This is a genomic window from Faecalimicrobium dakarense (assembly GCF_000499525.1).
Classification (GTDB): Bacteria; Bacillota; Clostridia; order Peptostreptococcales; family Peptostreptococcaceae; genus Faecalimicrobium; species Faecalimicrobium dakarense.
On record NZ_HG529358.1, the window covers coordinates 1 to 23,864 of the forward strand.

At 26.1% G+C, this 23,864-nt stretch carries 25 protein-coding genes; 4 read left to right on the plus strand and 21 right to left on the minus strand.

Annotated elements, in window-relative coordinates:
* Positions 1-244: 244 nt before the first annotated feature.
* From speD to BN899_RS10830, 7 genes are all read right to left on the minus strand, one after another.
* A complete protein-coding gene (gene speD, locus BN899_RS10800) occupies positions 245-658 on the minus strand; it encodes an adenosylmethionine decarboxylase (protein WP_042275290.1) in 414 nt (137 codons plus the stop codon).
* Positions 659-685: 27 nt separating this feature from the next.
* Complete coding sequence (locus BN899_RS10805) at positions 686-2,137, minus strand: aminotransferase class I/II-fold pyridoxal phosphate-dependent enzyme (RefSeq protein ID WP_042275292.1); 1,452 nt, start codon at positions 2,135-2,137, stop codon at positions 686-688.
* A 403-nt stretch (positions 2,138-2,540) separates the two neighbouring features.
* On the minus strand, positions 2,541-3,032 hold the full coding sequence (locus BN899_RS10810; protein ID WP_042275294.1) for a hypothetical protein: 492 nt from the start codon (positions 3,030-3,032) through the stop codon (positions 2,541-2,543).
* Positions 3,020-4,543 carry a TrkH family potassium uptake protein gene (locus BN899_RS10815; protein ID WP_042275295.1) on the minus strand — a complete coding sequence of 508 codons (1,524 nt, stop codon included), beginning with the start codon at positions 4,541-4,543 and terminating at the stop codon, positions 3,020-3,022. Before BN899_RS10815 ends, BN899_RS10810 begins: the two co-directional genes overlap by 13 nt.
* A 123-nt stretch (positions 4,544-4,666) precedes the next feature.
* Complete coding sequence (locus BN899_RS10820) at positions 4,667-5,347, minus strand: potassium channel family protein (protein WP_042275296.1); 681 nt, start codon at positions 5,345-5,347, stop codon at positions 4,667-4,669.
* A 10-nt stretch (positions 5,348-5,357) separates the two neighbouring features.
* Positions 5,358-5,750 (minus strand): potassium channel family protein, encoded by a 393-nt coding sequence (locus BN899_RS10825; protein WP_042275325.1) that lies wholly within the window; start codon positions 5,748-5,750, stop codon positions 5,358-5,360.
* A gap of 120 nt (positions 5,751-5,870) precedes the next feature.
* A complete protein-coding gene (locus tag BN899_RS10830; RefSeq protein ID WP_042275298.1) occupies positions 5,871-6,581 on the minus strand; it encodes a hypothetical protein in 711 nt (236 codons plus the stop codon).
* 161 nt (positions 6,582-6,742) lie between these two features.
* Between BN899_RS10830 and BN899_RS18675 the strand changes: the two genes are divergently transcribed.
* The gene (locus tag BN899_RS18675; RefSeq protein ID WP_278244985.1) at positions 6,743-7,396 is read left to right on the plus strand and encodes a M48 family metallopeptidase; all 654 of its coding nucleotides are present in this window, start codon (positions 6,743-6,745) and stop codon (positions 7,394-7,396) included.
* A 113-nt stretch (positions 7,397-7,509) separates the two neighbouring features.
* Positions 7,510-8,421: a DUF2935 domain-containing protein gene (locus tag BN899_RS10840; protein ID WP_042275299.1), complete on the plus strand. Its 912-nt coding sequence runs from the start codon at positions 7,510-7,512 to the stop codon at positions 8,419-8,421.
* Between the two features lie 152 nt (positions 8,422-8,573).
* On the opposite strand, the gene BN899_RS10845 is transcribed toward BN899_RS10840, so the two are convergent.
* The 8 genes from BN899_RS10845 to BN899_RS10880 all read right to left on the minus strand — a co-directional run bounded on the left by BN899_RS10845 (position 8,574) and on the right by BN899_RS10880 (position 16,692).
* Entirely contained in the window at positions 8,574-9,899 is a 1,326-nt protein-coding gene (locus BN899_RS10845) for a hemolysin family protein (protein WP_042275301.1), read from the minus strand.
* 254 nt (positions 9,900-10,153) lie between these two features.
* Entirely contained in the window at positions 10,154-10,954 is an 801-nt protein-coding gene (locus tag BN899_RS10850; RefSeq protein WP_052356815.1) for a PIG-L deacetylase family protein, read from the minus strand.
* A 146-nt stretch (positions 10,955-11,100) separates the two neighbouring features.
* Positions 11,101-11,619, minus strand: coding sequence for an ECF transporter S component (locus BN899_RS10855; protein WP_042275302.1), 519 nt, complete (start codon positions 11,617-11,619; stop codon positions 11,101-11,103).
* Positions 11,620-11,645: 26 nt separating this feature from the next.
* Complete coding sequence (locus BN899_RS10860; protein ID WP_042275303.1) at positions 11,646-12,236, minus strand: class I SAM-dependent methyltransferase; 591 nt, start codon at positions 12,234-12,236, stop codon at positions 11,646-11,648.
* Positions 12,237-12,378: 142 nt separating this feature from the next.
* Complete coding sequence (gene gloA2, locus BN899_RS10865) at positions 12,379-12,762, minus strand: SMU1112c/YaeR family gloxylase I-like metalloprotein (RefSeq protein WP_042275304.1); 384 nt, start codon at positions 12,760-12,762, stop codon at positions 12,379-12,381.
* Positions 12,763-12,816: 54 nt separating this feature from the next.
* Positions 12,817-13,263: a YrvL family regulatory protein gene (locus tag BN899_RS10870; RefSeq protein WP_042275305.1), complete on the minus strand. Its 447-nt coding sequence runs from the start codon at positions 13,261-13,263 to the stop codon at positions 12,817-12,819.
* Positions 13,264-13,427: 164 nt separating this feature from the next.
* Complete coding sequence (locus tag BN899_RS10875; RefSeq protein WP_042275306.1) at positions 13,428-14,114, minus strand: ABC transporter ATP-binding protein; 687 nt, start codon at positions 14,112-14,114, stop codon at positions 13,428-13,430.
* Positions 14,115-14,124: 10 nt separating this feature from the next.
* The gene (locus BN899_RS10880; protein ID WP_042275307.1) at positions 14,125-16,692 is read right to left on the minus strand and encodes an ABC transporter permease; all 2,568 of its coding nucleotides are present in this window, start codon (positions 16,690-16,692) and stop codon (positions 14,125-14,127) included.
* A gap of 445 nt (positions 16,693-17,137) precedes the next feature.
* Between BN899_RS10880 and BN899_RS10885 the strand changes: the two genes are divergently transcribed.
* On the plus strand, positions 17,138-17,833 hold the full coding sequence (locus BN899_RS10885; RefSeq protein ID WP_242824154.1) for a sensor histidine kinase: 696 nt from the start codon (positions 17,138-17,140) through the stop codon (positions 17,831-17,833).
* A 15-nt stretch (positions 17,834-17,848) separates the two neighbouring features.
* The gene (locus BN899_RS10890; protein ID WP_052356816.1) at positions 17,849-18,586 is read left to right on the plus strand and encodes a LytR/AlgR family response regulator transcription factor; all 738 of its coding nucleotides are present in this window, start codon (positions 17,849-17,851) and stop codon (positions 18,584-18,586) included.
* Positions 18,587-18,622: 36 nt separating this feature from the next.
* On the opposite strand, the gene BN899_RS10895 is transcribed toward BN899_RS10890, so the two are convergent.
* The 6 genes from BN899_RS10895 to BN899_RS10920 all read right to left on the minus strand — a co-directional run bounded on the left by BN899_RS10895 (position 18,623) and on the right by BN899_RS10920 (position 23,823).
* Complete coding sequence (locus BN899_RS10895) at positions 18,623-20,038, minus strand: spore germination protein (protein ID WP_042275308.1); 1,416 nt, start codon at positions 20,036-20,038, stop codon at positions 18,623-18,625.
* A gap of 157 nt (positions 20,039-20,195) precedes the next feature.
* Positions 20,196-20,975 (minus strand): putative ABC transporter permease, encoded by a 780-nt coding sequence (locus BN899_RS10900; RefSeq protein WP_042275309.1) that lies wholly within the window; start codon positions 20,973-20,975, stop codon positions 20,196-20,198.
* A gap of 60 nt (positions 20,976-21,035) precedes the next feature.
* Positions 21,036-22,058 (minus strand): DUF4097 family beta strand repeat-containing protein, encoded by a 1,023-nt coding sequence (locus BN899_RS10905; protein ID WP_042275310.1) that lies wholly within the window; start codon positions 22,056-22,058, stop codon positions 21,036-21,038.
* A 17-nt stretch (positions 22,059-22,075) separates the two neighbouring features.
* Positions 22,076-22,666, minus strand: coding sequence for a DUF1700 domain-containing protein (locus tag BN899_RS10910; protein ID WP_042275311.1), 591 nt, complete (start codon positions 22,664-22,666; stop codon positions 22,076-22,078).
* Positions 22,659-22,979 carry a PadR family transcriptional regulator gene (locus BN899_RS10915; protein WP_042275312.1) on the minus strand — a complete coding sequence of 107 codons (321 nt, stop codon included), beginning with the start codon at positions 22,977-22,979 and terminating at the stop codon, positions 22,659-22,661. The genes BN899_RS10910 and BN899_RS10915 overlap by 8 nt, the downstream gene beginning before the upstream one ends.
* Positions 22,980-23,211: 232 nt before the next feature.
* Positions 23,212-23,823 carry a cyclase family protein gene (locus BN899_RS10920; protein ID WP_052356817.1) on the minus strand — a complete coding sequence of 204 codons (612 nt, stop codon included), beginning with the start codon at positions 23,821-23,823 and terminating at the stop codon, positions 23,212-23,214.
* Positions 23,824-23,864 lie beyond the last annotated feature (41 nt).

Consider the following 23,864-nt stretch of genomic DNA (forward strand, 5'->3'; position numbering starts at 1 on the left):
TACATTATCAGTCCACTCTTCTGTGTACCAAAGTTCCATAATAGTACCTCCAAAATTTCCAAATTTATTTTATTTTATGTTTATTCTACCTGCGCTTATTTGCGCTATTTATTTATATATGGTAAAATATAAGTCCAAATTTATTTTTATTTTTCAAGCGTTATTTTGAGCAACGGAATTACCTGAACGTATGTGAAGTTAATTCGTTGGCGATATGAACGCAGTGAATTTTAGGTATTTTTATTTATATAGCTTCCGGCTTATGAGTAATTGTACCTAAATCTTTTTTTGCAAATTTTTGTATCTTAGTTGTTAATCCTCTAGGTATTTCAGTTGATTCACTTCTTTCAGCTTTTAAAAGTTCTTCTAATAATTCAAAACTTTTCCATGGATCTATGTCTCCACAAGTAAAGAAATCTGCTGATGCGTATCCATACTCTGGCCATGTATGTATTGTTAAATGAGACTCTGCTATTATTACCGCACCTGATACTCCCCATGGATTAAAATGATGGAAAACTGAATCTACAATAGTCGCCTTTGCATTTAGTGCAGATTTATTCATAAACTCTTCTATTAGTTTTGGGTCTCTTAAAATCTCTTCATCGCAATTGTAATATTCAACTAATATATGACGTCCTAATGTTTCAAATTTCATAACTCTCACTCTCCTAAATATCTAATTTTAACTTATAACTAAAATTGTTTCTAAAGTTTTGTCCTTCATATCGCATAAGTATGCATTACTATCTTTAAGTAGTTTTATATAATCAATAATTTCTTTTGTAATTAGTTCTCCTGGTGCCACTACTGGTATTCCTGGAGGATAAGCCATTATACTTTCACCGCTTATTCTATTTACACAATCCTCAATATTGATACTTTCTTTTTTTGAATAAAAAGCTTCTCGTGGATTTAACCTTATAATCGGATTTATTTGTTTTATTTTAACCGTACCTTTACTCACATTTTTTGAACTTATTAAGGCAATTATCTCTATTGAATTTATAAGCTTATCTACATCTTCTTTTGTAGTCCCAAGGGATATAAGTGCTAATACATTATTTATATCTCCCAGTTCTACTTGAATATCAAATCCTTTGTAAAGTAAATCATAAACCTCATATCCAGTTAAACTTAAATTTGATACATTTATACATAATTTTGTTTCATCAATATAATCTACACCTTTATTTTTTAATAGTTCTTTTGATAAAACTTTTATATTATTAATTTTATTTAATCTAGACTTTGCATATCTAGCTAGTTTTATTGCATTTAGTAATTGGCTTTGGCCATTTTTAACTAAATTATGTCTTGCACCATCAATACTTGCCATAAGTAAATAAGATGCTGATGTTGATTGAAGCATATTTATGGTTTGCTGAATTTTATCTCCATCAATATCCTTATTTATTAAAAGTATTGATGCTTGAGTTAATGCTCCTCCACTTTTATGCATACTTACAGCACTCATGTGTGCTCCTAGTTCCATAGCTGATGTTGGAAGTTCTTCATTAAACGGAAAATGCGCACCATGTGCCTCATCTATTAAAACTAAGATGTTTTTTTCCTTGCAAACTTTAATTATTTCTTCTAAATCGCAACATGCTCCATAGTAAGTTGGATTTAATAAAAATACTGCTTTTATGTCATTTACTTCGTCTAATGCTTTCTTAATCTTGTTAGCATCAACATTCAAACTAATACCAAGTTCACTACTAAACTCCGGGTCTATAAATACTGGCTCTCCTCCACTTAATATAAGTGCATTTATAACTGATTTATGTATATTTCTTGGTAATAATACTTTATCTCCTGGATTTATAGTAGATAAAATCATTATCTGTATTGCTCCTGTTGTTCCATTAGTTATAAAAAATGCTTTATCACTTTTATATGCTTTTGCTAATAATTCCTGTGATTCTTTTATTATGCTTTTAGGGTTTGCTACGTTATCCATCCTCGGAGATGAATTTATATCCATACTCATTAAATCTTCACCAAAATAGTTATTTAAAATTTTAACTCCTTGGTTTTTTACATGCCCTGGTACATCAAAACATGATATATCTTTCATCGAGTATTTTTTTAAGTTATATAAGAGAGGTATTTCCTCTGATTCTAGATCTTTCATTTTAAATCCCCCTTTTTTATTAGTAATTTATGACATTAAACTTATTATAACTATCTTTTTTATTTACTTTTATTAAACTTATAAATTCAATTATACATTCTACAGATTTTTTTGCAACCATTTTTTTATTTTTTTTATATTTTTATATAAAAGTCTAAACTTAGTATTCTACACATTAATTCATTTTTTATTAAAAAAAGTTTTTATTAATTTTTAAAAAGTTTAGTATAACTAACCGTATCCTTATATTAATTTTATTAAAATTTAGTATAACTAACCTTTTTTTATTTTTTATTACTTTTTATTCTAAGTATTAAACATATTAATATTTCGATTTTATTTTATCGATAAATTTTATTTTTATAAAAAATAGCATCCACTTTTATGGATGCTATCTAAATTTCTATTTATGTTTCTTATATAATATATAATTAATGGAAAATGAAATCATTATCAAACCTACAGCTATTAAAATTTTATAGCTAGGAACATCTGGTTCTATAGTAGTCCCTCCCTCTATAATATCTATTTTAATTGCATGTATATCAGTATCTCCCATATGTTCACTACAAGCTTTGTTATAGACACCTTCGACTTCAAGAGTATCACCAATTTTATTATACCCACCATACACATTTATCCTTTTAATATCTTCATTTCTCATATATATACCTATTGCATTTGTACTGTCTTTTATATTTACCCATCCATGTTTATCTCTTTTCAATGCTTCTCCAATTGCTTCGCCTTTTACACTAATAATTTGGTGGTTAAATTTTTTAGGATTTAAAATTAAGTCATTTATATTAATATTCTGTGCATCTATTTTTATTGGATATATTATAAAAATAAACATGCATATAAAAATCAATGTCTTCTTTATTATTTCATACATATCTTTTTAATCCCTTCAAATGAATATCCTATAAGCACAAATACCGCCATAAATTCTAACCTTGCTACATACATTACAAATATATAATAAAGTTTTAAAATGATAGGCATATTTGGTGAAGTTATTCCTACTGATAATCCGACGTTTCCTACCATTGATGCTGATTCAAATATAGACTGATTTAATGGATAATTATAAAAACAAGCTAATAGTATTCCGACTAGAAATAAAATTAAATAACAAAGTATTATTATTGCACTAGATTTAATAATTTCACTATCTAATATATGATCTTTTATATGATGAAACTTAAATGTTTTTATTCTTCTTTCTGATACTAATGACTCTTTAATACTAGCTATAAATCCTTTAAATACAACCGCCACTCTAAGCATTTTAAATCCTCCAGAAGTTGAACAAGCACTCCCTCCAATTAGCATTATTATTGATAAAATTAAAATATTGAAATCTCCCCACTCATTAGCAAATTGGCTTGTGTATGAACTCATAAATCCTGTAGTTGAATATGCTGACAATAAAGTAAATATATTTTTTCTAAATATTGCCATAGAATTTGGATATAAATTAAGATTATTAAGCCCATTTGCTAATAAAAATGCTGCTATAAATATTATAATTAGAAATGTTCTTACTTCTATATTTTTATAGATTTCACTATTATTACCCTTCCATATACAATAATGTAGACCAAAATTTATTGATCCCAGCATTAAAAATATTGTAGCTATCATCTCATAAGAGAAACTATGATAATACATTATATTTTGGCTCATTGGAGCAAAACCTGACGTACTCCATGCTGATGATATTATGCAATAACCATGATACAAAGCTCTCATCGGAGATAATCCTATTTGCATACCATTTATCCAAATTATAAAAGTTCCTACGCCTAAAAATAATAAACTTATAATCCATATAAGTTTACTTGTATTATGTGTATTTGGTAATAACTCAATATCTTTACCTTCTGCTACATACATTTTATAAGCTCCTTGAGTTTTTTTACTTAAAAAAGTTATTGCAAGAACTACCATACCTTGTGAACCTAAAAAAGTTATTGTATGCCTCCACATATTTAAACTCATACTTATATGATCTAAATCTTGTATTAAAAATACTCCTGTGGTTGTGAAACCGCTCATAACATCAAATATAGCATCTAAAAAAGATAACATATGACCACTTAAGTAAAGCGGTATTGCAGCTAATATTGTAAGTATTAACCAAGATAATGATGCAGTAACTAAACCATGTTTCCATTCCATGTATGTATTGTTTTTGTTATTCTCTCCAATTGCCATAAGTGAAAACCCAACTATAAATGCTATATTTATACTTATTATAAAATCCATTAATGGCTCATACTCATTTAGTAATAAAGCTACTATCATTGGTATTAACATAGAAAATGAGCTGCCAACTACAATATATCCTGTATAGTAACTAATTACTTTTAAATCACTACTATTTTTTTTACTTCTTCGCATAAAATCCCCCACTTACGTAAACGAAGTCATAAATAACAACGCTAGTAATAACACGATTATATACCCTATTTCCTTTAAAATTCCAAATATAATTTCTTTAAGTTTCAACATGTTAAAGCTCCTTTATACAAATAAAGCTTCTTCTAGTTTAGAATAAATAAATTGACTTTTACTTTTTATATTTTTGCTATCAGTTGCTATTACTATCTTATCATCTTCTTCTAATAATAAATCTCCTTTTGGATATATTACTTTAGAATCTCTGTATATATAAACAATTACAAAATCAAATGGCATATTTAAATCTTTTATTGATTTATTACACCAAGTGATATTTTTATCTATATATATTTCTACTAAAACCATATTACCTCTTTCAAAAATCTGAAGTATTCTAATTTGCTCATTTTCAAATTCCCAATCTATTAAATTACTAATAACTTCTGTGCTACAAACTGTTTTATCCACTGATAACATTTTAAATACTTCTTTATTTTTAGGATTATTAATTCTTGATATAATCTGCTTTATATTAAAATTTTCTTTTACAACTTCACAAATAACTAGATTTTCTTCGTCTTTTCCTGTTGCAGCTACTATTACATCAGCTATATCTATTTCTGCGTCTTTTAATACGTCTAGGTCTGTACCATCACCATGTATTATGTCTATATTTATTTTATTTGATATTTCATTACATAGGTTTTTGTCCTTCTCTATAAGTGTTACATCGTGCTTTCTATTAACTAAATTTTTAGCAAGGTAAAATCCTACCTTGCCTCCCCCTATAACTATAACTTTCATCTCTTCCCTCTTATACTCTAGATTTTATTTCTTGTATCCCAAGCTTAATTGGGCTTATATAATCTATCCCTAAAGATGTATAAATGTGTTCTTTATTCATATCTACAGCCCTTGCAATTACTCTATTTACATTAAATACTTTCTTAGCAATTCTACAAGCTGTTATATTAATACTATCATTTTGTGTAAGTGCTAAAAATAAATTGCAGTATTCTATTCCTGCTTCCCTTAATGTATCTATATCATATTCCACACCTGATAATCTTAATGCATTTATACCTTTTCCTAATGATTCTAACCTTTCTTTATCCTTGTCTATTATTACTACATTATGACCTTCATCTAAAAATTCCCTAGCAATACTAGACCCTAATTTTCCACATCCTGCGATTATTATATACATATCAATCACCTCTTGATATATTTGTCTTAAAGCTATTATATTAACTCTCTATGTACATTTCTCCTTCTTTAAAGTAGTATTTTATAAAATAAAAAAGAAGCTAAAATGCTTCTTTTTTATTTATTTTAAATTTTTAATTAGATTGTCTATTGGCATTAGCCTATTTAAATAGTACCACTTGCAATCAATATCTAAAAGCTTTGCATATTCTTTTTTACCTTTATAATTAGATGCTTTTTTAGTGAAAAACTTAAATTCTTTTTTTCCATCTTTATTCTTTATCGTTTCATATCTAAGCTCATTTATAAATTTATAATCTAAGTATCCAAAGATTTGCACTTTTTCTATATTATATAAATCTTTTATTAAATGTCTTTTAACTTGGTCCTTTTTATCTTCCATTTCTAGATTCAAATGAACACCTACGTAATAATTACTTTTATTATTTTCAAATTCATCTTTATCTATTATAAGCCTAGTGTGTATTTCATTGGCTATTGCAGTTTTTATAGCTATCTTTTTCTTATTTATTACGCTTTCATCTATTCCCTTACTCATTAAATAATTTAAAAATCCACACTCAGAAACTTTTTCTATAAATATTCTTTGTACTAATACTTCTTGTTGCAATTCTTTATTTTTTATATCTTTAGGTATTAACTTCTTATATTCATCAAACTTTTTAGACTCATTTAATGCATAGTCTCTACACTCTTTTAATTGTTCTTGTGTTATATTTACAGATTTAGTAATTAATTTTTCAAATCTTTGTTTTATACCTATATTTTTAACAAATACTTCATATTTGTTATTTGCTTTTATATAATTCATGTATTTCTCTCCTTAAAGTTTATATTATATAATAATAACATAGAAAGTAATATTATATACATTATTAATTTAAGGAGGTTTTAATTTGTATAAAATAAAATATAAAGATACTTTTATAAACTATAATATAAAAAGAACAAAGCCTAAAAAAAAGTATCTCTATTAAAATAAAATATCCTGGTATTGTTGAAATTTTATCACCTTCATATGTACCTGATAAAGAAATACAAAATTTAGTTTTATCTAAAGCTAATTGGATTTTTAATAAATTAAAAGAATTCGAAGATAAAAAGATTGAGGAAGTTGATTTAAGTTTTGAAGATAATAGTAATCTACCTTTTCTTGGAGAAAATCACATTCTAAATATCATTAGAAGTAGTAACATTATTAATTGTAAATTTGAGTTTGATAAAAATAAATTTATAGCTTATGTTCCTACTTTCATGTCTCTTGATAAACAAAATAAAGAGCTTAAAAGACTTTTCATAGACTGGCTAATATGGTATGGAACTGCTATCGTTAACGAGCGCATAAATATTTATTCTAAAGAATTAAATGTATCTTTTAAAAGTTTTAAGGTTAAAGAACAGAAATCTACTTGGGGAACTTGTTCTTCTCTAGGTAATATTTATATAAATTATAAAATATTACTTGCACCTATTGATATAGTTGATTATGTAGTTGTTCATGAGCTTTGTCATCTTAGAGAAATGAATCATTCTAATAAATTTTGGTCTTTAGTTCAAAGTATTATTCCTGATTATATAATTAAAAGAAACTGGCTTAAAGAAAATGGATTTAAACTTAAAGTTTAAATCTATTTTTATGTTGACATGCACAATATAGCATCTTAATAAATAATGTAAAGTAGGGCATTTTGAGCAATGTATTTGACTGAAGCGAATCTTTTATTTTAGGGGGAGAAATTATGTTAAGCGATCAAAAATATGTTATATTATCACTTGAACTTCATTTGTTTTTTTCAAGAATTATGAAAGAGCATTCTCTTTTTTTAGAGGCCGGATTTACTCCTAAAGACTCAAACCTTGCTAAAGAAGCTGATCATTATAAAAGGGAATTTGAAAAACTATTATCATATGCAGTAAGTGCTAGTAATGGTATAGTTAGTTCAGATATTTTAGAATCTGGAGAAATTATTACTGATTACACACTAGGATCAGAACAAAAAACACAAAATCTCACAGGTATAGATATAAATCAAGATATAACTAGATCAGAAGCAAATTTACGTAGTGCGCGAAATCCTCAGATTAGACCTGAACTGCTAGATTATGTAAATAGACTTAACTCTAATGCAAAGAAACTTCTTAATGGACTTATTAATTTCAAAAGAAGATTATTAAATGAAGTATTATCTTGTAATTTATTTACAACTAATTATCCATTACTTATTGATCATATAACTCGTGAGGCAATTTTATATCTTTCTTTAATAAATGATCTAGAAAATAGAATTGATATTGATTCTAAAGATGTAAGAGAAACAGAGCTATTTTGGGATCAGATTATGATGGAACATGCATTATTTATTAGAGGTTTACTTGATCCTTCTGAAAATGACTTAATTGAAACTTCTGATGATTTTGCGGATGATTTTGCAGATTTAATTGATGAAGCGAAAAATATGACAAATACAACGATAGATAGTATTACAAACGAAACTCTAAATCAGACTATTCAGTTTAAGAATTTCAAACAAGCAGGAACCGAAGGAATTAACCAATGTAAAATACGCTCTATAATACTTCCACTTCTTGCAGATCATGTATTAAGAGAAGCTAATCATTATATTAGAATATTGAAAAATTATACTTTATAAAATTTATATAATAATCCACACGTTATTAAAGTAAATTAAATATTTTGCTTAAAAAACGTGTGGATTAATTAGTATTAATGCTTCTGTAAATATATTTTCAATATATGGTATCTAGTTTTAATAAAAAAGAAGCAGATTTGATCTGCTTCTTTTTAACTTACTTTTATATCTATGTTTTCTAAATAAGTTATCTTTACATTTTCTATTCTCTTATCGTTTACAGTTATAATCTTTATATTAATCCCTTCTACTTGAAGTTCCTTATAATCATTTACTTTTGGTATTTCACCTAGTTTAGTAATTATATATCCATTTAATGTATCATAATCACCTTCCTCTAAGTGTAATCCAAACCTTTCATTAAACTCGGACAACCCTATACTACATTTAACTATGTAGCTATTATCTTCTGTTTTAACTATTTCTTTATTTTCTATATCATACTCGTCTTCAATATCACCCATGATTTCTTCTATTAAATCTTCCATGGTTACTATCCCACAAAATCCACCGTATTCATCTATTAATAAAGCAATTTGAATTCTCTTTAATTGCATTACTTTAAATAATTGATTGGCTTTTTCAGTGTTTAAGACAAAATATGGTTTTTTCATTATTTCTCTAATATTTATATTTTCAAATCCTACTTTTTTTGCTTGAATTAATAAGTCTTTAATATGAACTACACCTATAATATTGTCTATGTTATCTTCATAAACAGGTATTCTCGAATACGGTAAACTTAATAATTCATCTATATAATCTTCAATATCATCATCTATGTCAATTGAATAGGTATCTTTTCTAGATGTCATTATTTCTTTACATAATTTGTCATTAAACTCAAATACACTTTCTATCATGTCCTTTTCATCTTTATTAATAGAGCCTTGTTCTTCAGATTGAGATATCAATGATCTGATTTCTTCTTCAGATACTTCTTCTTCTGTATTTTCATCTTTATAACCTAAAAGTCTTAGTACTATATGTGTTGATAAAGATAGTATTTTAATAAATGGTTTTGTAATTATTGATACATAATAAATTGGCTTTACAGAGAAAAGTGCTATTTTTTCTGCATTTTCTAAAGCTATTCTCTTTGGTACAAGTTCTCCAAATACTAAGGTTATATATGATAGTATAAGAGTAACTATTACCATTGATATAGGCTGTGCATAAGGTATTTGTAGCCTTTCACTTAAAATACTTGATATGCCAGTTGCTGCAGATGCACTTGAGAAAAATCCTGCGAGAGTTATTCCTACTTGAATTGTAGCTAAGAAATTACTTGGGTCTTCTATTAGTTGTTCTAATAATATCGCCTTTTTGTTATTTTCTTTCACTAAATTTTTGATTTTAGTTTTGTTTACTGATACAATTGCCATTTCTGCTGATGCAAAAAATGCATTTATCATTGTTAGTATAAGTATTAATATTAATTGTAATACAAGCCTCTGGGGCTCAGGGTCTAAATTCATTTCATACCTCCTAAAAATTATATCGCCAACAACCTAAAAAGAAGGTCCGTTGCTCAAATATATTGATATGATGATATCATATTTATATTTAAACTTCAATTATTATGTGACTAATTTTATAAAAATTCATTTTAATTTCAAATTTACATAATAAAAAAGTATTAACCTTATAATATAGTTAATACTTTCTTATTTTATGAGTTTTATTTATAATCTATCACAAGAAAAAAGTATTCTAAAGTTATAGATTTGTTTTAATAAATGCTTAATACAGATGAAAGCTTCGGATCGCTTAATAGTCTATCGAAATAACTATGTGCAGAAGTATAACCGATTCCAAATTTTTTCTTTTTCTCATCAACTACTTTATATTCATAGCAAGCTTTCTTAACTTTATCATACATTTTTTGATTATTTGCTTCATATATAACTTTCTTATCCATTGGTATATCTTTTCTATATTGAGGTTTAATAAAATATAAAGCATCTTTTACTTTATTTTCATCGCTAAGTTTTTTTAATACTTGACCATTTTTTCTGTGCATTATATGATCATCATACTTATAATGATGCGCGATATGAGTAACACTGCCTAAATTCTTTTCAAAATCTAATATAGTTTTTTCCATTAAATCATAATGAGTTCCTAGTTTTCCATCTATATCAGCCAAGATTCTAATATTTTCTTTTTTTACACCTAATTCTTTAAGAGCATCTCTAAATTCATTATTTCTTAACTCTTTTTTCTCTTCTCTAGTTAAATTTTTAAATTTTTTATTATTTTTAAATACATTAACTCCTGATCCATCTGAAACTAAAACTACATATACATTATCTTTTCCAACTTCATTTATTGCCTTAGCTATTGCGCTTGCACCCCATAACACTTCATCATCTTGGTGTTGTGGATAAAATACAACATGGCTCTTAAATTTTCTATTGTAATTAGCTTCGTATTTTGGTACAGAATTACTTGAAATTTTGTTCCAAACTATAAAACCTATTATTAATATCAGCAATATACCAATACATATTTTAAATATTTTTTTATTCATTAATAAACACCACCTAGTACTTTTTGTCGAAATCAGTCATTTCTTCCAGTGGGTTTATCTTAGCATATTCGTTTTGATTTAGTCTATAAATCTAACTATATTGAAACATTTTTGTAATAATTTTGTTTTAATTACATTTTATTCTTTTAAACTAATACCTTAGATATTTCTGGGTTTTTAGTCATAAATTTAACTACTACAGGTATAAATACTATCTGTATCAACATACCTGGAATAGCTTGAGCTAAATTTCCAAATACAAACATAACTGGATTAACTTGAGGAGCTATAGTAAGAGATACTAAAAATGCACCAATCATAGCAAATATCCTTCCTCCGATCATAGCACCTATTAAAGATATATATATTTTTTTCGTCTTACTAAATAAAAATCCTGTTATTATTCCATATGCACAAAGTTCAAAGGCCATTATAGGCATCATTGGAACTATCGGTGGCATTCCTGTCATAAGACCACTTAATATAGGTGTAATAAATCCAACTAACCCTCCATAAATAGGTCCTAATAAAAATCCTCCTATTAAAACTGGTATATGCATTGGTAAAAATATTGGCCCTGCCATATTCACTGTATGAAACACCATAGGAAGTATTATCCCAAATGCTATAAATATTCCTGATAAAACTATTTTCTTACTTTTCATAAATAAATCCCCCTAAATTTATATTATTAATTTTTATTTATAACTAAATAATAAATATCATCATTTTCAAAAGCCTCTACTACATTTAGACCAGCTTCTTCAAACAAGTTTTTTTGACTTTTAACACATATAAGTCTATCTTCTCTAACCACTTCATTTTTTTCTTTATGCATATTATTTAAAAATTCTCTACTATTGGAATGAGCTATCATAAGCTGTCCGCCATCTTTTAAATTATTATGAACTAAAGATTTAATAGTAGATGTTCTATTTTGTAAATGTGGAAACATGGAATAGAGGATTATTTTATCATACTCCCCATTTGTAATTCCATTTTCAACATTTACTAATTTAAAACTTAACTTATTTATATCTTTAAACTTCTCACTAGCAATATTAATCATTTCTTTTGAAATATCTATTCCTGTGATATTCCCATTAGGATTTAACTGCTTTATAAAAGGTATTAAAACTCCAGTTCCAGTTCCAACATCTAGTATATTGGTATTATCTTTAATATTTAATTTTGATAAAAGAATGTTTATCTTATATTCATTTACTTCTATAATGTCATCCCACTCTTTTGCTATGCTATCAAAAAACTCTGCTTGCCCCATAAATTTTCCCCCTTATTTAAATTTAGACACAAAAAAAGCCATAAGGCATTAAAAGCCTTCATGACTTTGTTTTTTATTATTTATCCTAAGATAAGTGTAGTGATATATGCATATATTTGTCAATATAAATTATATGTTAGAACTATATCTCATACAATTCTATTGGCAAATTATCTGGATCACTAAAGAAAGTAAATTTTCTACCCGTTATTTCATCGACTCTTACATCCTCTACTTCTATTTTCTTATCTTTTAGCTCGTTAATAGCTTCATCAATATCATAAACTCCAAAACATAAATGTCTAAGTCCACAAGCCTCAGGATAGCTAGGTCTTCTCGGAGGATTTTTAAAGGAAAATAATTCTATCCGACTATCTCCTATCTCTAAATCTAATTTATAAGAATTTCTATCTTCTCTATAATGCTCATTTATAATTTTTAAATTTAATACATTTACATAAAAAGCTTTAGACTTTTCATAGTCCGAACATATTATAGCCACATGATGTATTTTTCTAAGTTTCATAACTTTCTCCTTCTATAAGTACTTTACTATATTTATAATATATCTTACATTTTTCTAAAAATCATCATCTTCTTCATAATCACTATCGCTACCAAATTTTTTATCCATAAAGTTAGATATATATATTCTCATAATATGTTTTAGTATTGAAAATACGAAAACTGTGGTAAATGGTATTTTTACTCCTTTTATTACTAAATCAACTAAACTTACTAAAGCTACATTTATACACATTCCCATGCAAAAATTAAATATTTTATACTGAACAGGAGTAAGATGCTTTATTTCTTCTATTAGTTCTGTAAAAGCTTCGGATACTAATGTTATTGGAAAATATAATATATAGTATATTACGAAAAATATAATCACTGGTTTTATAGACTCATGCTCAAATCCGAAAAATGATAATATTCCTAAGTCAAAAATAGCCATTATTAATACTGACACTATAATTAATCCTATTCCACACATTACTATAATTTTATGTTTATTTTTACTCATAACGGCTCTCCCCTATTTTTATATACTCTTTTTATAGTTTATTCATCTTGTTAATTAGAGATAATAACTTTTTTAAGGTACAAGTTTAAATATGATTTAAATAAGCACTTATATACGTTAGAGTAAAAATAAAAAAGGAACTTAATTAAAAGTTCCTTTTTTAACTATAAGCTATTTTTATTTTCCGAAGTAGAAAGCTTTCCATCTACTATAGATATAGCTCTATCAGCTTTTTTAGCTATATTTACATTATGTGTAATCATTATAAGAGTTTGATTGTATTTTTTTATAGACATTTTAAGCAATTCCATAACCTCTTCTGTTGTTTTAGTATCTAAGTTTCCAGTAGGTTCATCGGCAAGTATTATACTTGGCTTTGCAGATAATGCTCTTGCAATTGCAACCCTTTGTTGTTGCCCTCCTGATAGTTGATTCGGAAGGTGATTCTTTCTTTCACTAAGGCCTAATAAATCCATAAGGTCATTTATATAATCTTCGTCTACTTTTTTATTATCAAGTTTTAGAGGAAGTTCTATATTTTCTTTAACATTAAGAACTGGAATTAAGTTATATTGTTGAAATACAAATCCAACCTCTTGCCTTCTGTATTTAGCTAGTTCTTTGTCACTTAAGCAACATATATCTTTTCCATCTACTTTTATAGTCCCATTACTTGGTCTTTCTAATCCTCCTATCAAATGTAGGAATGTACTTTTTCCACTTCCGCTTGGACCAACTACTGCAACAAATTCACCTTTATTTATTTTTAGATTTACATCTTTAAGCGCATTTACAGCTGTTTCTTTTTTTCCATATATTTTGCCTAAATTAATAGTTTCTAATATCACCATAATATTCCCTCTATTCTATAATATTTATTGCTTCAACTATATTACTTTGTTTTATTTTTCTTGATGGTAGATAAGTTGCAATAAGACCTACAACTATGTTTGTAATTGTAACTAATATATAAGCTCCATATGCTAATTTAAATTCCATTCCATAGCTTTCAAATCCAAAAGTTTTATACATTCTAAGTTGTAGTAAAACCCCTAATACTATAACTATTATACTTGAAATTATTCCATACAATAATCCTTCAAATATTATCATATTTTTGAAATCTTTTTCACTTATACCAACTGCTCTTAACATTCCAAACTCGCTAGTTCTTGAAGTTAAGTTATAGCTTACATTGTTTATTATATTAAATATACTTATTACAAACAGAATAACTATTACTCCATAATCATAAATCTTCATTTTTTGAAGCATTTTCTCACTAGTTTCTTTTTCCTGAGTCATATCAACAGTTGTAACTCCAGGTACTTTACTTCCTATTTTACCTAATTTTTTATTTATAGCTTTATGGTCAGCACCTTTGTCCATATTTGCATAAACTATATCATAATTATTTTTTCCTTCTATCTTTTCTAAATAATCAGCACTTGTTATAACATCAACACCCATATCAGCAGAGTACTGATTTTCATCAGCAAATGGATAATTAACTATTGCCCCTACTTTAAACTCATGTTCTTTATATTCATAATTATCTTGACCTTTCCAGTACTTTTCTCCATCTATTTTTCCCTTAGGTATTTTAACTTTTACAGTATCTCCTACCTTTATATCAACAATCGGTTCTCCACCGCCTACAACTGTATCTCTAGTTCCATAAGAATCTTTATAAGTATGTGGCATATATATTACTGCTAAATTCTCTTTTTTCATTTTTTCTATATCTATTTTTCCACTTATTAAATAATCATTTAAAGATTTTAGCATTTCATCATTAAAACCTTTTAACTTTTGTTTTAATAAGTATCCATCGTTTTCCTTGTCTTTCATTAATAATCCATTTAAAACTTTTCCAAAATATCCGCCTTTAGTTGATTCATCAAAGAATTGCATATCTAATATATCTTTTTTTCCTAAAGGCATCCTACTATGAATTATTCTTGCAGCTTTAACTTCATTAATTCCATCTACATTTGATATTTCATTTATTTGTTCATCGTTAAGGCCATTTTCCTCATCTCCAGCAGTATTTACACTTAATACAAAATCTCCATTTCTATACATTCCTCTATTTTGATCTTCAGCCATAGCATCCGATCTAGAATATGCATAGTTACTTTTTATAACCATTATTCCACCTATACTCATAGATAGCATAATCATTATAAATCCTTTCTTATTTCTAAATATATTTTTCATAGATATTGATTTAGATATTGGTATATTTTTACTTAATTTTGATACTATAAAATTACTTTTCTTTATCTTTTTATCTTCTCCTAAGTTTCTTCTTATTGCTTCAATTGGTGATACTTTTCTAATTTTCATATATGTTAATATACTTATAATAAATATTACAAAAATTGTACATGTTATAGAAAGTAATATTATTTTTAATGGTATAACAAAAGGTGTTACTCTTACAGTTCCTTCAAACTGTATATTTCCAACTATTTTATTAAAAATTTGGGCTCCACCCATACCAATAAGTATTCCAATAGGCATAGCTGTTAGACTAAGTATTAAAAGTTCACTAAGTATTAATTTAAATACTCTTAAATTAGTTGAACCAACTGCTCTTAACATACCGTATTCTCTTATTCTTTGATATACAGATATAGTATATATACTGTATACTACAAGACCTGCAAATAAACTTATTGCTATTGCTGTATTTCTACTTGTTATATCTAATGCTCCATTATTCCCTACTGAAGCTATAAGCATACTGTTTGGTCTAATTTGTTCTTCTATATTTAATTTAGCTTTTTTAGCTATATCAGCTATATTTTTACTTATCTCGCTACCTTCATTAAACTCAACATAAGGAGTAAATTTATTAAGCTTATCTTCATCTAAAGCTAAAAACATTTCGCATACTCCAACACTTTTTTCCCTATATCTATCCTTTAAAACTCCTACTACTTTAAAAGTTTCCGGTTTTTCTTTTTGATATAATTTAAATGTTATTTCTTGATTTATATTTGGTTCAAGACCCATACTATTAAGTATCCATTCTTCTAATACAACTTCATTATCAGCTTTAGGAAATCTACCTTTTATAAGATTAGAATTATTAGTTAAATAATTTTCACTTGCATGAAGTATATTTATAGGTAATTTCTCACCCTTCTCAGTAGATGCATAATATGAAGTTATATATACATCCTTTATGTCATTTCCATTTTTAACAATTTTAAGTTGTTCTTTATTTATGTCTCTAAAATATACATGATGAGTACCAGTTTCTCTCTTCAACCTATCTAAATCAGCTTGTTGAGCACCTCTTGATAGAGTACCTACTCCTACAATAAGTGCTGTTCCAAGTACAATGCTTAGAATTATAGCAATTGACCTTGATTTATAACTTTTTATGTACTTTAATACTATTTTTAAATCGTTCCCCAAATTTACCACGTCCTTTCTTTAACTTAACTAAATTATATATTGTTAAAAAAAATGTGGCAAACTGTACTTTTTCAAGTTTTTAGTACTTATATGCTTAAAATTACATGCTTATTTTCAAGTTTATATACTGTATTTGCATATTTTCACTTTTTACATATTTTTTTATAAATGTTATAATTCTCATATAAATTGGAAATTAGGGGTGTGCTATGGATATTATTTTTATGTTTCCTATATGTTTAATTTTATTTATAATTATCAATCTAATATTAAATAAATATAAACTTTATAAGGAAATATCTGTATTAGAAAGAAGTTTAATTACTATTTTTATAGCTATTATTACTTATTTTTATTTTATAGGGGTTATGTTTATATTTTAGTTAGAATTAAATACGATTTATTTTTAAAGGGAATATTAAATTCGGTATTATCTTTTATCTTAATGTGCTTATGTTTTTATATAGGATTTAAATTTATAAATATATTAAATAGTAATATTTTAAAAGAGAATAAACTGAACAATCTTAATAATAAAATCGAACACAAAGACAATATAATAGCTAAATTAAGAAGTCAAAAGCATGATTATTTGAAGCATTTACAAGTTGTGTATTCACTACTTAATACTGGTCTTAGTGGGGATGCAAAGGATTATATAACAAATATATCTAATAGCTTTAGAGCTAAAACTTCTAGATATGGTAAAGTTTCATATTTAGATGCTATTGCTTCTTTAAAATATGAAGAATGTCTTATAAAAAATATTTCTTTTGATGTTTATATTCAAGATTTTATAGACAATTTGATTATTGAACCAAGCGACATGAGTTCTGTAATTCTTAATATAATAGATAATGCTATAGATTCTTTATCTACTGTATATAAAGAAAATAAATATATAAAACTATTTATATATGAAGATGAATTTCAATATGTTATATCTATAAAAAATAATGGTCCTAAGATACATAATACTGAATCAATATTTTTAGAAGGTTTCTCTACTAAAGATGGACCAAATAGGGGATATGGACTTTATTTGGTTAAAAATATATTAGATAAATACGGATATCATATTTTCGCTAATAGCGATGATTTTTTAACTGAATTTACAATTTTAATACCAAAATACTACTAAGTTTAGGGGGTACTTATGATAAAAGTTTTAATTTGCGATGACGATAAAGCTGTAAGAGATCATATTGAAAATATCCTTAAAGACTCTGGATATGTTGATTATATAAAAAAGGTTGAAAACGGATTAGATGCCATTGAATTTATAAAAAATGAAAAAATAGATTTATTAATTATTGATATTGATATGCCTTATAAAAATGGTATAGATTGTGCAAAAGAAGTAACTTCTATAGATAAAGACGTTCATATAATATTTGTAACTGGCTTTGCTGATTATAGCTTAGAAAGTTTTAAGGTTCATCCAATAGACTTTATCGTTAAGCCTTTTACAAAAGAAAAAATACTAGACTCTATAAATATAGCTATAGATCATATAAATTCTCATAAATTTGCTAAAGGAAATTTTATAGAAGATACACTATTTGTTTATAAAGTTAGAAAGCAAATGCATATGATTAATTTTGATGATATAGTTATGTTTGAAAAAAACTCTAGAGCTATTAATTTGTATACTAAAGACCATGATGTTGTAAAATTTTATGAGAATTTTGATGAGTTAGAAAAGCGTCTACCTCCCAATTTTTTTACAACTCATAAACAATATATAGTTAATCTAAGACTTATCCATAAGGTAATACCTATAAATAAATCATCTTTAGAAATTAGATTTATAAACTTCCAAGAAAGTGCTACTCTTAGCAAGTCTTTAGAAAAAGATTTTCTTTATAGGTTCTATAGGACTAAAAGGTTTTAATATTTAAAGGTGTGAACAAAATTCACACCTTTATTTTTATTTTCTATTAGATTTTATAGCTGTTCTAAATAATAAATGCTTTAAGGCTTTACCATCAAATGGGAATAATGGATATAAATAAGACTGACCAGTCATAGTTTTATTTGTAGCTACTAGTAAAATAGTTATTATAATACCTGCAATGAATCCCCATATATTAAATATAGATGTAAGTATCAATATAAGCATTCTACAAAGCTTAATTGCAAATCCAAGTTCTGTACTTGACTGTGCAAAACCTCCAAGTGCAACAATTGCCATATAAAGTATCGTCTCTGCAACAAACCACTCTGTTTTAATTGCAAATTCTCCAAGTATTAATGCTCCAACTACAGATAGAGACATTCCAAGGGATCCAGGCGTATTTAAAGATGCGAGCTTTAATGAGTCAACAGCTACTTCAAGTAGTAAAAATTGAACAATTAAAGGTACTTGATAACCGGGTTCTGGCGCTATAAACTTAAGCCATTGTGGGAGCAAATCAATATATTCTATTGCTAATAAATAAAGTGGCGTTAATATTAATGTCATTAAAAGAGTTATATTTCTTATAAGTCTTAAATAATTTCCTGTTAAAATTGGTTGATAATAGTCATCAGCTTCTTGCATAAAGTCAAATATACTTGTAGGCAGTATTATTACATTCGGGGATGTGTCTATAAGTATAGCTATTTTACCTTCTGCTATATGAGCTGATGCAACATCTGGTCTTTGTGTGCTTTTTATTTTTGGGAATGGATTATACCATTTTGATTTAGTTAATGTTTCTACTAAGCTTTGGTCTCCCATATCTAAGGCTCTTACATCTATTTCTTCTAATTCTTTTTTTATTAAACTTACAGTTTCTTTGTTTGCAGTTCCTTCTATATACCCTATTGATACGTCTGTCTTTGACATATTTCCTATACTTGCCATTTCAAATACAAGATTTTTATCTCTTATTCTTCTTCTTATAAGGGCTGTATTCATTACAATAGTCTCAACAAATCCATCTCTTGCCCCTTTAAGAGTTTGCTCTTTTTGTGGCTCTTCTGGACCTCTAGCTGGATAGGTTCTAACATCTAATATTATGGCATCTTCAAATCCATCTATAACTATCGCCATAGGTCCTGCTAATACTGATGCTGCAATTTTATCAATGTCATTTTCCTTGTCAACCTCTATATGAGCTATGTAATTTGCCATGAAACTTCCCATATCAGGAACTTTGTCCATGTCTTCTTTTGGAATAGTTATAAAGGTATTTAAAATTCTTTCAGTTACATCATCTTTAATAAGACCATCTACAAAAAATAGATATGATTTTCTTCCTCCTACACTTATTTCTCTAGCAATTAAGTCAAAACTTTTATCAATTTTTAATTTACTTGCTATAGTATCATAGTTTGTTTTAATACTTTTAGTTAATTTCATTTTTTCACCTCATTATCTTCATAGTGGTATTTTTAACTTAATTTAGTAAATATATTACAAAAAAATAAAAGCCTTAAACTTGTTATAAGTTAAGACTTTTTATTTATTGATTAATTAATTTGGTTTAATAAAAAATAATAAACTTAATTGTAAATAATTACTTTAGTTTACCACTTTTTTTATCTTTTATTATTTGTTTTAAATATACTAATCTATCTTGTTTATACTTATGTTTCATATTTGGAAATGCTTTAATAATTCTTCTCTGGCAAGTTGATTTTTCTTTTATAGATTCAATTTTATTTACTATATTTTTATTCTTAATATGACTAAATAACTTTTTTATATTTTCTTCATCAAATTTATCTAGATTTATGTTTAATTTACTTAGCTCTAATAATATTTCATCCATAAATTTTAGTTTACGATTTAATTTATTAAGTGATAATACTGTAAAATTTAAATCTATGAAAAAGCATACTAAAATACTTATAACTACTACTATCAATAGTAAATCAGAAATATCTACTACTAAGTTATAAATATTTTTATGTATAACTTCTATCAAGACTACCGACATAACTCCAAATAGTATAGAGTTTTTTAAACAAACTCTACCTTTTATGTTAAATCTTTTTTTAGAATAATCCCACCATGTTGTATTAAATAAATTTTCTAAAATAATTCCTGTTATATACTCTAAAGTTGATGTTATAAGCGCCCCAAATATAAAAAGCAATATTATATTACCTTGAAAGTTCTTAAGAAAAAATATAATAATTAAAGCTCCAAACCCGTATATAGGACATATTGGGCCATTTAAAAAACCTCTATTTATAATTTTCTTATTTCCAATAGAGCAGTATATACTTTCAAATATCCACCCTAAAAAACTATATATAAAGAAAAATAAAATAGTTTCATGTATTTCTCTCATAATAATTCTCCTTAAAAGTTTATTATATATATACTATGAAACTATCATTATTTTGTTATTTTATTTAAAATTTAAATTAATATCTCCATTTTCAGAATTAATATTAATATTATTATTTGCATTATTACTTTTTTCTAAATTTTCTCCTAATTCTTTTCCATTTATATTTATATCTCCGTAATTACAGTTTAAAGAATAATTATATAAATTTTCTGAATTATTAATAGAGTAGTTTACTTCACCGTATGAATTTTCTATGTTACTACTAACTATATTACTATTATTTATATCTATATCTCCATTTAATATAATAGCTTTAAATTTATTTAATCTTGAGTTTGCTATATCCACTTCTCCATAATCATTTTCTATATTAAAATTTTGTAATACTTCTATATTATTTATATAAACATCACCATTTTTAATATCTGCCATAAAATCATTTGAGTTTATAGCTTCAAAAGTTGTATCTCCATAATCATTAATTACTTCTAGTGCACTACTTTTTATATTTTTCATATCTATGTCTCCGCTTTTAGCTTTTATAGACATATCATTTGATAATATATTATTTAAATTTACTTCTCCATAATTGCACAATATAGATACTGTATCTCCATCTATATTTTCTACTTTTATATCTGAATTTTCAGATTCAATAACTAAATTGCTCATATTTTTATCTTTTGGTATATAAATTTTTATATAATCTGGTTCTTTATTTATAAATCCAAAGTCAAATCCAATTGTTTCTTTATTACTAGATTGATTTACTATTAAGCTACCATTTTCAACTTTATAGTTAATTTCACCTATTCTTTCACTATAATTTACCTCTATTTTATACTCTTCACCTTTTACTATTTCAATATTATCCAAGTAATTAGCATTAATTTGTATATTTTTAAATGCTTCTAATTTTTCTTTTTCACTTATTCTTTTATAATCATCTTTTATACTGTACCCTATCTTATTTTTTATAAGTGCAGTTTTTCCTCCAGATAAATATCCTATAGATGCAAGAGCTAGCCCTACTAAAATTAGACAAAGTGAAGTGATTACTATTTTTTTATATATACTCATAAATAAATTCTCCTTTACTATATTTCTCTTTTATTAAATTTATTTAGTAGTTTGCTAAAAATGCTAGATATTAATTTAATGGATTTTGATGATAGGAATAATACCATTACTAAAAATAGTAAGCCTATTCCTATTAATACTATTCCTGCTCCTACAAATAGAATCGTCGTGGATAAATCGCTTAATATAACCGATATACCTGCAATAAAAGTTGCAAATCCACTAAATATTAAAGCTCCTGTAGTAACTATAAATGCAAAAGTCAAAGCAGCTACTATAATAACTGGCACAAATAGTAATATAATCATAGCAAATGCTAGTGGAAGTGCTATTGGTGATGCTAAAATAGCAAGTACTATAAACCAAATAGACGATATTCCTGATTTTCCAAACTTTTTACTTTCTTTATTATCTTTAACAGCGTAGTCCGCTAGAATTTGTGATGCAATACTTGATGGAGAACCAAATTCACTAACTACATCCACATCATTTCCTATAGATGCATCTTCAAAATATTCTATATAATAGCTTATTGCATTATCTATCTCACTTTCTGGTAACATTTTCAATTTATTTCTCAATTCTTCTATAAATTGATTTTTATTCACTTACTATCCCTCCTAATAAAATCTTATCTACTCTCAATTTATACTCTTCCCACTCCGATATATACTCTTTATATTTTTTTCTTCCTGAATCTGTAATTTGATAGTATCTTCTGTTCCTTCCTTGATATGATTGGTCATAAGTAATTAAATGACCATCTTTTTGAAGTCTTCTCAGTACTGGATATAATGTTGATTCTGATATGTTCATAACTTCTTTAACCTGCTGAGTTAGAATATATCCATATGCATCTTCTCTTGTAAGTACTGCTAAAACACATGTATCCAATAATGCTGAACCTAATTGAAAAGACATATTTCACACCTCTACTTTCATGTTATATGATGGTTCATATTATACGGCGTATAATATACCTTTACTAATACTATATGACGTATAATATTGTTTAGCAACTAAATATGTTCGATTTTTTTCGACATTTCAATATTCTCTATAACTTATATAAGTTAAAATCTAGATAGTTTTTAATTTTCAGCATAAAAAAAGACGTAATATCTACGTCTTTTAATTTATTTATTAAATTAATTTAAAATTCTACTAGTATCCTCGTTGGATACGCATCTAATCCTTCTATTTTCATTGGTAAACAGTATACCCTAAAATTATCCTTTGGTATTTTATCAAGATTAGCTAAGTTCTCAATTGCATAAGCTCCGTGCTTTCCAAGAAAAACATCTATTAATCCATGATTTTTACTAAGGCCTAAACCTAGAGTATCTATTCCTATCATATTTACTTTTTTATCAACCAAGTATTCTATAACCTCCATAGATATTTCAGGATGATTATTATATTTTTCTTCATCATCAAAATACTTGTCCCAGTTAGTTTGGAAAAATACATAAACTCCCTCTTTTACAATAGAAAGATCTAAATCATCTAATGTAATAGTTCTATCTTTTATATTTGAAACATCAAATTTTATTCCCTGTGCAATTAATCTTTCATTTTCTAATATAACATTACTAGACATAACATCTATATGAGTTCCCATATTATGTACATCGCATGAAAATGAAGTTGTAGTATATTCTTTTCCTGAACTTTGAAATCTCTTAACGGTTTCTACCTGTAGTGGTTCTGATCCTTTCCTATAAACTCTACCTATTTTAGTAGTTTGTGTAATATCAATTATCATATAGTGCCTCCATATTTAAGTTAATAAAACTAATTTTATTT

What these genes read in the sequence shown, in the direction of transcription:
- speD (WP_042275290.1), bottom strand. Translation starts at nt 658, where the DNA reads ATGAAATTTGAAACATTAGGACGTCATATATTAGTTGAATATTACAAT.
- BN899_RS10805 (WP_042275292.1), bottom strand. Translation starts at nt 2,137, where the DNA reads ATGAAAGATCTAGAATCAGAGGAAATACCTCTCTTATATAACTTAAAA.
- BN899_RS10810 (WP_042275294.1), bottom strand. Translation starts at nt 3,032, where the DNA reads ATGTATGAAATAATAAAGAAGACATTGATTTTTATATGCATGTTTATT.
- BN899_RS10815 (WP_042275295.1), bottom strand. Translation starts at nt 4,543, where the DNA reads ATGCGAAGAAGTAAAAAAAATAGTAGTGATTTAAAAGTAATTAGTTAC.
- BN899_RS10820 (WP_042275296.1), bottom strand. Translation starts at nt 5,347, where the DNA reads ATGAAAGTTATAGTTATAGGGGGAGGCAAGGTAGGATTTTACCTTGCT.
- BN899_RS10825 (WP_042275325.1), bottom strand. Translation starts at nt 5,750, where the DNA reads ATGTATATAATAATCGCAGGATGTGGAAAATTAGGGTCTAGTATTGCT.
- BN899_RS10830 (WP_042275298.1), bottom strand. Translation starts at nt 6,581, where the DNA reads ATGAATTATATAAAAGCAAATAACAAATATGAAGTATTTGTTAAAAAT.
- BN899_RS10840 (WP_042275299.1), top strand. Translation starts at nt 7,510, where the DNA reads ATGTTAAGCGATCAAAAATATGTTATATTATCACTTGAACTTCATTTG.
- BN899_RS10845 (WP_042275301.1), bottom strand. Translation starts at nt 9,899, where the DNA reads ATGAATTTAGACCCTGAGCCCCAGAGGCTTGTATTACAATTAATATTA.
- BN899_RS10850 (WP_052356815.1), bottom strand. Translation starts at nt 10,954, where the DNA reads ATGAATAAAAAAATATTTAAAATATGTATTGGTATATTGCTGATATTA.
- BN899_RS10855 (WP_042275302.1), bottom strand. Translation starts at nt 11,619, where the DNA reads ATGAAAAGTAAGAAAATAGTTTTATCAGGAATATTTATAGCATTTGGG.
- BN899_RS10860 (WP_042275303.1), bottom strand. Translation starts at nt 12,236, where the DNA reads ATGGGGCAAGCAGAGTTTTTTGATAGCATAGCAAAAGAGTGGGATGAC.
- gloA2 (WP_042275304.1), bottom strand. Translation starts at nt 12,762, where the DNA reads ATGAAACTTAGAAAAATACATCATGTGGCTATAATATGTTCGGACTAT.
- BN899_RS10870 (WP_042275305.1), bottom strand. Translation starts at nt 13,263, where the DNA reads ATGAGTAAAAATAAACATAAAATTATAGTAATGTGTGGAATAGGATTA.
- BN899_RS10875 (WP_042275306.1), bottom strand. Translation starts at nt 14,114, where the DNA reads ATGGTGATATTAGAAACTATTAATTTAGGCAAAATATATGGAAAAAAA.
- BN899_RS10885 (WP_242824154.1), top strand. Translation starts at nt 17,138, where the DNA reads ATGTGCTTATGTTTTTATATAGGATTTAAATTTATAAATATATTAAAT.
- BN899_RS10890 (WP_052356816.1), top strand. Translation starts at nt 17,849, where the DNA reads ATGATAAAAGTTTTAATTTGCGATGACGATAAAGCTGTAAGAGATCAT.
- BN899_RS10895 (WP_042275308.1), bottom strand. Translation starts at nt 20,038, where the DNA reads ATGAAATTAACTAAAAGTATTAAAACAAACTATGATACTATAGCAAGT.
- BN899_RS10900 (WP_042275309.1), bottom strand. Translation starts at nt 20,975, where the DNA reads ATGAGAGAAATACATGAAACTATTTTATTTTTCTTTATATATAGTTTT.
- BN899_RS10905 (WP_042275310.1), bottom strand. Translation starts at nt 22,058, where the DNA reads ATGAGTATATATAAAAAAATAGTAATCACTTCACTTTGTCTAATTTTA.
- BN899_RS10915 (WP_042275312.1), bottom strand. Translation starts at nt 22,979, where the DNA reads ATGTCTTTTCAATTAGGTTCAGCATTATTGGATACATGTGTTTTAGCA.
- BN899_RS10920 (WP_052356817.1), bottom strand. Translation starts at nt 23,823, where the DNA reads ATGATAATTGATATTACACAAACTACTAAAATAGGTAGAGTTTATAGG.